This window comes from Streptomyces cavernicola, from assembly GCF_029968035.1.
GTDB classification, from domain to species: Bacteria; Actinomycetota; Actinomycetes; order Streptomycetales; family Streptomycetaceae; genus Streptomyces; species Streptomyces cavernicola.
This window is the reverse complement of the sequence record NZ_JASCIQ010000020.1, coordinates 120,495-131,817: the sequence shown is the minus strand read 5'-3', so window position 1 is coordinate 131,817 and position 11,323 is coordinate 120,495. Positions and strand designations below refer to the sequence as shown.

11 protein-coding genes are annotated in these 11,323 nt (G+C 71.1%); 10 read left to right on the top strand and 1 reads right to left on the bottom strand.

Annotated features, from left to right (window positions below; genetic code table 11):
* Window positions 1-8: 8 nt before the first annotated feature.
* The 7 genes from rsmD to mutM all read left to right on the top strand — a co-directional run bounded on the left by rsmD (window position 9) and on the right by mutM (window position 5,289).
* Window positions 9-599 carry a 16S rRNA (guanine(966)-N(2))-methyltransferase RsmD gene (rsmD, locus tag QIS96_RS20110; RefSeq protein WP_282544038.1) on the top strand — a complete coding sequence of 197 codons (591 nt, stop codon included), beginning with the start codon at window positions 9-11 and terminating at the stop codon, window positions 597-599.
* Between the two features lie 35 nt (window positions 600-634).
* On the top strand, window positions 635-1,117 hold the full coding sequence (gene coaD / locus QIS96_RS20105; RefSeq protein WP_282544066.1) for a pantetheine-phosphate adenylyltransferase: 483 nt from the start codon (window positions 635-637) through the stop codon (window positions 1,115-1,117).
* 161 nt (window positions 1,118-1,278) lie between these two features.
* The gene (locus tag QIS96_RS20100) at window positions 1,279-2,487 is read left to right on the top strand and encodes an ATP synthase F0 subunit B (RefSeq protein WP_282544037.1); all 1,209 of its coding nucleotides are present in this window, start codon (window positions 1,279-1,281) and stop codon (window positions 2,485-2,487) included.
* Between the two features lie 172 nt (window positions 2,488-2,659).
* A complete protein-coding gene (locus QIS96_RS20095; RefSeq protein ID WP_282544065.1) occupies window positions 2,660-3,313 on the top strand; it encodes a YceD family protein in 654 nt (217 codons plus the stop codon).
* Window positions 3,314-3,315: 2 nt separating this feature from the next.
* A complete protein-coding gene (gene rpmF / locus QIS96_RS20090) occupies window positions 3,316-3,489 on the top strand; it encodes a 50S ribosomal protein L32 (protein WP_030676011.1) in 174 nt (57 codons plus the stop codon).
* Window positions 3,490-3,496: 7 nt separating this feature from the next.
* Window positions 3,497-4,324, top strand: coding sequence for a ribonuclease III (gene rnc / locus QIS96_RS20085; protein WP_282544036.1), 828 nt, complete (start codon window positions 3,497-3,499; stop codon window positions 4,322-4,324).
* Between the two features lie 110 nt (window positions 4,325-4,434).
* Entirely contained in the window at window positions 4,435-5,289 is an 855-nt protein-coding gene (gene mutM / locus QIS96_RS20080; RefSeq protein WP_282544035.1) for a bifunctional DNA-formamidopyrimidine glycosylase/DNA-(apurinic or apyrimidinic site) lyase, read from the top strand.
* Between the two features lie 228 nt (window positions 5,290-5,517).
* On the opposite strand, the gene QIS96_RS20075 is transcribed toward mutM, so the two are convergent.
* On the bottom strand, window positions 5,518-6,420 hold the full coding sequence (locus QIS96_RS20075; protein ID WP_282544034.1) for a CAP domain-containing protein: 903 nt from the start codon (window positions 6,418-6,420) through the stop codon (window positions 5,518-5,520).
* 132 nt (window positions 6,421-6,552) lie between these two features.
* Between QIS96_RS20075 and QIS96_RS20070 the strand changes: the two genes are divergently transcribed.
* The 3 genes from QIS96_RS20070 to smc all read left to right on the top strand — a co-directional run bounded on the left by QIS96_RS20070 (window position 6,553) and on the right by smc (window position 11,289).
* A complete protein-coding gene (locus tag QIS96_RS20070) occupies window positions 6,553-6,834 on the top strand; it encodes an acylphosphatase (RefSeq protein ID WP_282544033.1) in 282 nt (93 codons plus the stop codon).
* 379 nt (window positions 6,835-7,213) lie between these two features.
* Entirely contained in the window at window positions 7,214-7,426 is a 213-nt protein-coding gene (locus QIS96_RS20065; protein WP_161700093.1) for a hypothetical protein, read from the top strand.
* Window positions 7,427-7,713: 287 nt separating this feature from the next.
* Window positions 7,714-11,289 (top strand): chromosome segregation protein SMC, encoded by a 3,576-nt coding sequence (gene smc, locus QIS96_RS20060; RefSeq protein ID WP_282544032.1) that lies wholly within the window; start codon window positions 7,714-7,716, stop codon window positions 11,287-11,289.
* Window positions 11,290-11,323: the final 34 nt, after the last annotated feature.

Below are 11,323 nucleotides of genomic sequence, written 5' to 3'. Positions count from 1 at the left end.
GGATGCAGATGACCCGCGTGATCGCCGGCCGCGCCGGCGGACGCCGACTGGCCGTACCGCCGGGAAACGGCACACGCCCCACCTCCGACCGCGCGCGTGAGGGCCTGTTCTCCACCTGGCAGTCGCTGCTCGGCGGCCCCCTCGAAGGCGAGCGCGTCCTCGACCTGTACGCGGGCTCCGGCGCCGTCGGCCTCGAAGCGCTGTCCCGGGGCGCGGGCCACGCACTCCTGGTCGAGACGGACGCCCGAGCGGTCCGCACGATCCGGGAGAACGTCAAGGCGCTCGCCCTGCCCGGCGCCGAGGTCAGGGCCGGCAAGGCGGCGGCGATCATCGCGGGCGCGGCCCCGCAGGACCCGTACGACCTGGTGTTCCTCGATCCGCCGTACGCGGTGAGCGACGACGATCTTCGGGAGATTCTGCTCACACTCCGTGCTCAGGGCTGGCTCGCTGAGCAAGCGCTCATCACAGTGGAGCGCAGCACCAGAGGCGGAGAATTCGGCTGGCCGGACGGCTTCGAGGGGCTCAGGTCCCGGCGCTACGGCGAGGGCACGTTTTGGTACGGTCGCGCCGCCTCGACCAGCGAGGAACCCACCTCATGAACGCATCGTCAGGACCCGAGAGCGAGGGACTTCAGTTGCGCCGCGCCGTCTGTCCGGGGTCGTTCGACCCCATCACCAACGGACACCTCGACATCATCGCCCGCGCCTCCAAGCTCTACGACGTGGTCCACGTCGCGGTGATGATCAACCAGTCCAAGAAGGGCCTGTTCGAGATCGAGGAGCGGATCGAGCTGATCCGCCAGGTCACCGCCGAGTTCGGGAACGTCGAGGTGGAGGCCTTCCACGGCCTGCTCGTCGACTTCTGCAAGCAGCGTGACATCCCCGCCATCGTCAAGGGCCTGCGCGCCGTCAGCGACTTCGACTACGAGCTGCAGATGGCCCAGATGAACAACGGCCTCTCGGGCGTGGAGACCCTCTTCGTCCCCACCAACCCCACGTACAGCTTCCTCTCCTCCTCGCTGGTCAAGGAGGTGGCGGCCTGGGGCGGTGACGTCTCGCACCTCGTGCCGCCGCTGGTGAACACGGCCCTCACCGGCCGTCTCTCCAAGGAGAGTTGAGCCCCGCCCACGAGCCGGTCCGCCTCGCTCGCGCGAACCCGCCCGGCGGAGCTGACGTTCCGTCACTCGGTGTCGGCGGGGCGGCCGCTGCCCTTACAGTCGCCTTGTCCGTCTCCCAACCGGGCAGAGACTCCTAGCAGGCAGAGAGTGGCGAGCACACGGTGGACGTGCAGAAGAAGCTGGACGAGATCGTCGAAGCGGTCGAGGGTGCCAGGTCCATGCCGATGTCGGCCTCGTGCGTGGTCAACCGGGCCGAGCTGCTCGCGCGACTCGAAGAGGTCCGCGCGGCCCTGCCCGGCTCCCTCGCCCAGGCCGAGCAGGTCATCGGCAGCAACGAGCAGCTGGTCGAGCAGGCCCGCCAGGAGGCCGACCGCATCCTCGAGTCGGCCCGTGCCGAGCGCGGCTCGCTGATCTCCGACACCGCGGTCGCCCGCCAGTCCCAGGACGAAGCCGACCGCATCCTCGCCAAGGCCCGCGCCGAGGCCGAGGAGGTCCGCCAGGAGGCCGACGAGTACGTCGACTCCAAGCTCGCCAACTTCGAGGTCGTCCTCACCAAGACCCTCGGCTCCGTCGGCCGCGGCCGCGAGAAGCTCCTCGGCACCGGCCAGGGCCTGGACGCCCAGGGGTACGAGGACCCGGACTTCACCGAGGCCCCCGAGCGCAGCCAGGACCCGGAGACCCTGCGTCAGCGCGCGGACTCGTACGTGGACGTCAAGCTCGGCGCCTTCGAGGCGGTGCTCTCCAAGACCCTGGACGCGGTCGGCCGGGGCCGGCAGAAGCTGCAGGGCCGCGTCGCCTCCGACGACCTCGGCCAGCTCGGCGCCTTCGACGAGTACGGCCACCAGCACCTCGCGAGCGACGCGGACTACCTCGCGGACCTCGCCGAACCGCAACAGCAACAGGAACGACAGCAGCAACAGCAGGCGCAAGCTCAGCAGCCGCCGCAGCAACTGCAGCCCGAACCGGCCCACCAGTACCTGCCGTCACAGCCCCAGTCGCAGCCGCAGGCCCCGCCCCCGCCGCCGCCCGTCGCCCCGGCCCCGGTGCCCGCGCAGCAGCAGTACGACCCGCAGGACCCGTACGGCTACCGGCAGCCGGACCCGTACGCGTACCAGCAGATGCCGCAGGAGTACGCACAGCAGGACCCGTACGCGTACCAGCAGCAGGACCCGTACGCCTATCAGCAGCCGGGGCAGGACTTCGGGCCGCTCGGGTCCGCGCAGGGGATGTACCAGGCCGACGGCCGGCAGCCGACCGACGCGGCGCAGCAGCAGGGGCCCGCGCTCGACGAGGCCAGCCTCTTCGACACGAGCATGATCAGCGTCGACCAGCTGCGCGCGTACGAACAGGGGCGCGGCCCCGGGCAGTGAAGGCCTCTGGCCAGCAATGAGAGGGCGGATTGGGCCGACAGCGCATGGTCCAGTATCCTGGCTCTTCGGTCGCGCGTGCGCTTCGTCGGTTTTCGACGCCCGCGGCCCTGGCTGTCCGCTCAAAGCGAGGTCAGCCTCCCCGAGACTTCGATGATCGAAAGCAGGAAGAGCCCTGAACGCCCGCCTCGACCACCGCAACCCCCTCGTGTTCGATACGCACGAGCTGGGTCGGCGTCCTGGTGCGCTCCAGCGGCTGACCCGCACGATCGACGCCCCCTCCGGAGACGCGATCTTCGGCATCCAGGGAGTCATCGGAGTGCCTGGCGGCGCTCCGGTCGACCTTGAGCTGCGGCTCGAGTCCGTCATGGAAGGGGTGCTTGTCACAGGCACCGCCCGTGCACGGGTCGAGGGGGAGTGCGTAAGGTGTCTGGAGCCGCTGGAGCGAGAGCTCGAAGCGGACTTCCAGGAAATGTTCACGTACCCCGACGCCGATGACCGTGGCCGCAGCAAGCAGGCGGAACCGGCCGACGACGCCGAGGACGAGGACATGACCCCCCTCGAGGACGGACTCTTCGACCTCGAGCCCGTGCTGCGCGATGCGGTGGTGCTCGCACTGCCGATGCAGCCGGTGTGCCAGGACGACTGCCCGGGTCTGTGCGCCGAATGCGGTGCGCGGCTCGCTGACGACCCGGACCACCACCACGACGCCGTCGACATCCGTTGGGCGGCATTGCAGGGACTCGCTGGTTCGCTCCAGGACAGCGAGAAGGACGAGATGAGCGGCGCCGAAGCGGAAGCTGGCGTCGACGAGAAGCAGGAGAAGTAGCCGTGGCTGTTCCGAAGCGGAAGATGTCGCGCAGCAACACGCGCCACCGCCGGTCGCAGTGGAAGGCTGCGGTCACCCCCCTGGTTTCGTGTGAGCGTTGCCAGGAGCCGAAGCAGCAGCACATCGCGTGCCCCAGCTGCGGCACCTACAACAAGCGCCAGGTCCTCGAGGTCTGAGCGGCTGGTGAGAGGCACCGTGTCTAGCCACAAAACGGCGGATGACGCCAAAGCGGCAAACGCCAAGAAGCAGGCGGAGAACACGGCCTCGTCCCACACGCTTCTGGAAGGGCGGCTCGGGTACAAGCTCGAGTCCGCCCTTCTGGTGCGTGCACTGACCCACCGTTCCTACGCGTACGAGAACGGCGGCCTGCCGACGAACGAGCGGCTCGAGTTCCTCGGGGACTCCGTGCTCGGACTCGTCGTCACGGACACGCTGTATCGCACCCACCCCGACCTGCCCGAAGGCCAACTGGCCAAGTTGCGGGCCGCGGTGGTCAATTCGCGTGCGCTGGCAGAGGTGGGCCGCGGGCTCGACCTCGGCGCCTTCATCCGGCTCGGCCGGGGCGAAGAAGGCACGGGCGGCCGGGACAAGGCGTCCATTCTCGCCGACACCCTCGAAGCGGTGATCGGCGCCGTCTATCTCGACCAGGGCCTCGACGCGGCGTCCGAGCTGGTCCACCGGCTCTTCGACCCGCTGATCGAGAAGTCCTCCAACCTCGGTGCCGGCCTGGACTGGAAAACCAGCCTCCAGGAGCTCACCGCGACCGAAGGGCTCGGCGTGCCCGAGTACCTGGTCTCGGAGACCGGCCCCGACCACGAGAAGACCTTCACCGCTGCCGCCCGCGTCGGAGGCGTCTCGTACGGCACCGGCACTGGTCGCAGCAAGAAGGAAGCGGAGCAGCAGGCCGCCGAGTCCGCGTGGCGTGCGATTCGCGCCGCGGCGGACGAGCGCGCCAAGGCCGAGGCCGAAGGGGCGAACGCCGACAGCGCCCCCGAATCCGCCAAGGCCTGAGCCTGACGTCGGCCCCGAGCCGCCGCCTTCCGCAGGCTGTACGACGGCCCGTCCCGTGACCCACGGGGCGGGCCGTCGCCGTTGCAACCACACGTACCGGGGGAGGACCCGTGCCCGAACTGCCCGAGGTCGAAGTCGTCCGCCGCGGACTGGAGAGCTGGGTCTCCGGACGCGTCGTGACCGAGGTCGACGTGCTGCACCCGCGGGCCGTGCGCCGCCACGTCGCCGGCGGGCCCGACTTCGCCGCCCGGCTCAAGGGGCACCGGATCGGGGAGGCCCGGCGGCGCGGCAAGTACCTGTGGCTGCCGCTCGCCGATTCGCCCAGCGCGATCCTGGCGCACCTCGGCATGAGCGGACAGCTCCTCGTACAGCCCGAGGACGCAGCCGACGAGAAGCATCTGCGGATCCGCGTCCGCTTCGAGGACGACCTCGGCACCGAACTGCGCTTCGTCGACCAGCGCACCTTCGGCGGGCTCTCCCTGCACGGCACCACCCCCGACGGGCTGCCCGACGTCATCGCGCACATCGCCCGCGACCCGCTCGACCCGGCCTTCGACGACGAGGCGTTCCACCAAGGCCTGCGCCGCAGCCGTACGACCATCAAGCGGGCACTGCTCAACCAGTCGCTGATCAGCGGCGTCGGCAACATCTACGCGGACGAGGCGCTGTGGCGCGCCAAGCTGCATTACGAGCGGCCCACCGCCACCTTCACGCGTCCGCGTACCACCGAACTCCTCGGCCACATCCGCGATGTCATGAACGCCGCGCTCGCCGTGGGCGGGACCAGCTTCGACAGCCTGTACGTGAATGTGAACGGCGAGTCCGGATACTTCGAGCGGTCGCTCGACGCGTACGGGCGGGAGGGTGAGCCGTGCCGGCGCTGTGGGACTCCGATGCGGCGGCGGCCGTGGATGAACCGGTCCAGCTACTTCTGTCCTCGGTGCCAGCGGGTGCCGCGGGGGTAGGTGTGGGCGGGGGTTCCCCTCCCCGTCCCCTTTGCTTTCGGGGCTTCGCCCCGTTCCCGGTTGTTTCTCGGCTGTCGCGCCGTTGTGGCTGGTCGCGCAGTTCCCCGCGCCCCTGCCGGGGCTGCGCCCCGAACCCCCGTCGTTGTTCGGCTGCGGCGTCGTCGTGGCTGGGCGCGCAGTTCCCCGCGCCCCTGTCGGGGCTCTGGTCCCGGCGCCCCTGTCGAAAAGCTAGAAGCCGAAGTCCTGGGTCCACCAGGGGCCGCCGGACGCGAAGTGGGCGCCGACGCCGAGGGTCTTGTACTCGCAGTTGAGGATGTTCGCGCGGTGGCCGGGGCTGTTCATCCACGAGTCCATCACCGACTGGGCGTTGGCCTGGCCGCGGGCGATGTTCTCACCGCCGAGGTTCGAGATGCCGGCCTGCTCGGCGCGGTCCCAGGGAGTGTCACCGTCGGGGTCGGTGTGGTCGAAGAAGTCGCGCTCGTCCATGTCCTGGCTGAAGGCGCCGGCCAGGTCCGCGAGGGCGGCGTCGGCCTTCACCGGACTGCAACCGGCCTGCGCCCGCTCCTGGTTGACGAGGGAGAGCACCTCGGCCTCGGCGCCCTGGCCGGAGTCCGGGGACTGCGGGGCCGACGGCTTGGCCGGGGCGGTCACCTCGGGCTTCGCCGGCGGCTCGGCCGTGGGCTCGGTCGTCTTCTTCTCTTCCGTGACGGACGGGGAGGGCTTCTCGGGCGAGGGGGACTTCGACGGCTTCGCCGTACGGGACGGGGAGGCCTTCGACGGGGACTTCGACGGCTCGGGGCGCTCGGAGCCTCGGCTCGGGGGGCTCTCCGAACGGTCCGGGGACTCGCTCGCCCCGCCCTGCGTCGCCAGGTCCGTCGGGCTGCCCGCGGACTGCACCCGGCTGGCCTCGCGACCGTCGTCACCGGTGAAGACATCGCCCGGTATCAGGCCGGACGCGACCGCGACCGCGCCCAAGGCCACGGCCGCGGAGACGCCGAGGAGTCCGGTGCGCACCGGAACCGGCCCCCGCTTCGCTCGGCGGTGCGAGGATGCGCCGCCCGCGCGCCCGGTGTCCGCAGAGTGCTGCTCTTCGCTCGCGCCCGCGGCGCCGACGCGTCGGTGGCGTCCCATCTTGGTGGCCTTCCTGCTACCTGAGGTCTACGCGCCTCACCCGAACGAGTGAGGCCCAGCTTTCGCGACTGTACGTGAAGAGAATGTGGGGGCGAAGTGCCTTGCGGGCAATCGGCCGGTTAGCTTTCCCACATGAATGAAGAGGTACGGATGACCGCCTGGGTGCGCGGACAGGTGCAGGGGGTGGGCTTTCGCTGGTTCACCAGGGCGAAGGCGCTGGAGATCGGCGGACTGGTCGGCTTCGCACTCAATCTGGCCGACGGCCGCGTCCAGGTCGTCGCCGAGGGCACCCGTATCGGCTGTGACGCGTTGCTGTCCTGGCTCATGGAGGGCGACACACCCGGCAGGGTCGACGGCGTCACTGAGATCTGGGACACGCCCCGCGGTATATACGACACCTTCGCCATCCGGTGAGCGTCGACGGCTCCCGGGCGTCCGACGCTGCGCCCGGGAGCCGCGCCTGCGGGAGCCGGGACGGAAAAGCGCCTGGTGGTTGCCAATAAAGGCTTGTCGTGCGAGGCTGCGCCGATAAGAATGATCTCCACGCCCCCAGGGCCCCGAAGGAGAGCAGCGCCGCCCGTTCCCAGGCCGCGCGCCCCCGGGTCGCCCACCGATACGGGGTGTGATCGTGTTGACCGTCAAACTTTTTGGTGAGACTCTGGAAGTCCCCGCGCACCCTAGCTGTTTGGCATGTGAGAACGGCAGTCAGAACAAGCAGTGCCATTCACCGCGGGTGCTTCCCTCACGACCCACACCGCTTCGGTCGGTCACTCAGTGTGGAGGACCATCCATCATGGCAAAGGCGCTTCTCGGTTACGTCGGCGGCTCCGACCCGCGACTCCTCGCCGAGATGCGACGGCTCCAGCAGCGCGTCCAGGACCTGGAATCCGAGCTCGTACGAATCCAGGCCGAAAACGATGCGCTGGCTACCGCTGCCGCTTCTCACGAAGGCGACTCGTTTCTGGAGAGCATTGACGTACCCCAGGCGGAGCCTGCGCTGACCTGAGCTGCTGCCGCGTGAGGCATCACTCGGGGCTGCCCGTGTCAGCCGCTTGAGAAGATCTGCATAGGGACGCTTCGGCGTCCCTTCTTTCTTTCCGCCCCGCGGCGCCCTCGGCGTCTTCCGTCATCGCCTGCTCCCCCCGCTTTCCCTGCCTCCCCCGGCTCTGGTCGTGAAAGCGTTCCTCAACGTCTGATGTGCCCTGCACCTTCCGCGATGAAACCGCGCGTTCACGCCCTGAGACGCGGCGGTTCATGGAGTCGGGGCGCGCCCGAAAGGTAGAGTCCGGCGGCGTGCACCTCAAGGCCCTGACCCTGCGCGGGTTCAAATCCTTCGCCTCGGCGACCACACTGCGCTTCGAGCCGGGCATCACGTGCGTCGTCGGACCGAACGGTTCCGGCAAGTCGAACGTGGTGGACGCGCTCAGCTGGGTCATGGGCGAGCAGGGCGCGAAGTCGCTGCGCGGCGGCAAGATGGAGGACGTCATCTTCGCCGGCACCACCGGGCGGCCGCCGCTCGGCCGGGCCGAGGTGTCGCTCACCATCGACAACTCCGACGGTGTGCTGCCCATCGAGTACGCCGAGGTCACCATCACGCGGATCATGTTCCGCAACGGCGGCAGCGAGTACCAGATCAACGGCGACACCTGCCGACTCCTCGACATCCAGGAGCTGTTGTCCGACTCCGGCATCGGCCGCGAGATGCACGTCATCGTCGGCCAGGGCCAGCTCGACTCCGTACTGCACGCCGATCCGATGGGGCGCCGCGCCTTCATCGAGGAGGCCGCCGGGGTGCTCAAGCACCGCAAGCGCAAGGAGAAGGCGCTGCGGAAGCTGGACGCGATGCGGGCCAACCTCGCGCGCGTGCAGGACCTCACCGACGAACTGCGCAGGCAGCTCAAGCCACTTGGGAGGCAGGCCGCGGTGGCGCGCCGGGCCGCCGTCATCCAGGCCGACCTGCGCGACGCCCGCCTGCGGCTGCTCGCCGACGACCTGGTCACGTTGCGGGAGGCGCTGCGTACCGAGGTCGCCGACGAGGCGGAGTTGAAGCGGCGCAAGGAGGAGGCCGAGGCCCGGCTCAAGGCGGCGCTCGCGCGCGAGGCAGAGCTGGAGGGCGAGGCGCGCCGGCTCGCGCCGCGCCTTCAGCGGGCGCAGCAGACCTGGTACGAGCTGTCGCAGCTGGCCGAGCGGGTGCGCGGCACGATCTCGCTCGCCGACGCCCGGGTGCAGAGCGCGACCTCCGCGCCCGCCGAGGAGCGGCGCGGCCGCGAGCCCGAGGACATGGAGCGCGAGGCCGCCCGGATCCGGGAGCAGGAGGCCGAGTTGGAGGCCGCGCTCGAGGCGGCCGAGCGGGCCTTGGAGGACACGGTGGCCCACCGGTCCGAGCTCGAACGGGAGTTGGCGCGCGAGGAGGCCCGCCTCAAGGACGTGGCGCGGGCCATCGCCGACCGTCGCGAGGGCCTCGCCCGGCTCGGCGGACAGGTCAACGCGGCCCGCAGCAGGGCGGCTTCGGCGCAGGCCGAGATCGACCGGCTCGCCGCGGCGCGCGACGAGGCGCAGGAGCGGGCGGCCGCGGCGCAGGAGGAGTACGAGCAGCTCAAGGCGGAGGTCGACGGGCTCGACGCCGACGACTCCGAGCTCGGCGAGCGGCACGACGCCGCGAAGCGGGAGCTCGCCGACGCCGAGGCCGCGCTGACCGCGGCCCGGGAGGCGGTCACCTCGGCGGAGCGGAAGCGGGCGGCGACGGCGGCCCGGCACGAGACGCTGGCGCTCGGGCTGCGCCGCAAGGACGGTACGGGGGCGCTGCTCGCCGCGCAGGATTCGCTGGCCGGACTGCTCGGCCCGGCCTCCGAACTGCTCGCCGTGACACCGGGGTTCGAGGTGCCGGTGGCGGCGGCGCTCGGGGCGGCGGCCGACGCGGTCGCCGTGTCCACCCCGGCGACGGCCGCCGAGGCGATCCGGCTGCTGCGCAAGCAGGACGCGGGCCGCGCGGCCGTACTGCTCGGCGGCGCCCCCGACGACGTACCGGTGCGGCAGGTGGACGGGGCGCCGTTCGCCGCCGAACTGGTGCGCGGGCCCGAGGAGTTGATGCCCGCGGTGCGGCGGCTGCTGCGCGGCGTGGTCGTCGTCGGCACGCTCGAGGACGCCGAGGATCTGGTCTACGCGCGTCCCGACGTGACGGCCGTGACCGCCGAGGGCGACCTGCTCGGGGCGCACTTCGCGCAGGGCGGGTCGGCCGGGGCGCCGAGCCTGATCGAGGTGCAGGCCTCGGTGGACGAGGCCGCGGCCGACCTGGAGGAGCTCGGCGTACGGTGCGAGGTGCTGGCCGAGGAGCAGCAGCGGGCGATGGAGCGGCGGCGTGAATGTGCCGCGCTCGTCGAGGAGTTGGGGGAGCGGCGGCGGGCCGCGGACCGGGAGAAGTCGGCGGTGTCGCAGCAGCTCGGCCGGCTCGCCGGGCAGGCGCGGGGCGCGGTGGGCGAGGCCGAGCGGTCGGCCGCGGCGGCGGCCCGTGCGCAGGAGGCCTTGGACCGCGCCCTCGAAGAGGTGGAGGAACTTGCCGAACGGCTCGCCGTGGCCGAGGAGTTGCCCGTAGAGGAGGAGCCGGACACCTCCGTACGGGACCGGCTTGCCGCCGATGGGGCCAATGCGCGGCAGACCGAGATGGAGGCACGCCTTCAGGCGCGGACGCACGAGGAGCGGGTCAAGGGGCTCGCCGGACGTGCCGACGGCCTGGACCGGGCCGCGCGCGCCGAGCGGGAGGCGCGCGCTCGGGCCGGGCAGCGCCGGGCGAGGCTGCGGCGCGAGGCGGCTGTCGCGGAGGCGGTCGGCTCGGGCGCCCGGCAGCTGCTCGCCCACGTGGAGGTGTCCGTCGTACGGGCGGAGCAGGAGCGGGTCGCGGCCGAGAGTGCCAAGGCGGAGCGCGAGCAGGAGCTGGTGGCGGAGCGGAACGCGGGCCGGGATCTGAAGGCGGAGCTCGACAAGCTGACGGACTCGGTGCACCGGGGCGAGGTCCTCGGGGCAGAGAAGCGGATGCGGATCGAGCAGTTGGAGGCCAAGGCCCTGGAGGAGCTCGGTGTGGAGCCGGCGGGTCTGGTCGCGGACTACGGCCCTGACCAGCCCGTACCGCCGTCGCCGCCGGCCGAGGGCGAGGAGCTGCCGGAGGCTGAGTCCGACAGCGGCTCCGCCGCGGGCTCGCATCCGCGGAACAAACCGCGGGCGTATGTGCGCGGGGAGCAGGAGAAGCGGCTCAAGGCGGCCGAGCGGGCGTACCAGCAGCTCGGGAAGGTCAATCCGCTGGCCCTCGAGGAGTTCGCGGCGCTTGAGGAGCGGCACCAGTTCCTGAGCGAGCAGCTGGAGGACCTGAAGAAGACCCGGGCCGATCTCCTTCAGGTCGTGAAGGAGGTGGACGAGCGGGTCGAGCAGGTCTTCACCGAGGCGTACCACGACACGGCGCGGGAGTTCGAGGGCGTCTTCTCGCGGCTCTTCCCGGGCGGTGAGGGGCGGTTGATCCTCACCGCCCCCGACAACATGCTCACCACGGGCGTGGACGTGGAGGCGCGGCCGCCGGGCAAGAAAGTGAAGCGGCTCAGCCTGCTCTCGGGCGGTGAGCGGTCGCTGACGGCCGTGGCCATGCTGGTGTCCATCTTCAAGGCCAGGCCCAGCCCGTTCTACGTGATGGACGAGGTCGAGGCGGCCCTCGACGACACCAATCTGCAGCGGCTCATCCGGATCATGCAGGAGCTGCAGGAGTCCTCGCAGCTGATCGTGATCACACACCAGAAGCGCACGATGGAGGTCGCGGACGCGCTGTACGGGGTGTCCATGCAGGGCGACGGCGTCTCGAAGGTCATCAGCCAGCGGCTGAGCTGACTCCGGTTGTCGACCTGCGGCCGAGCCGGTCCTG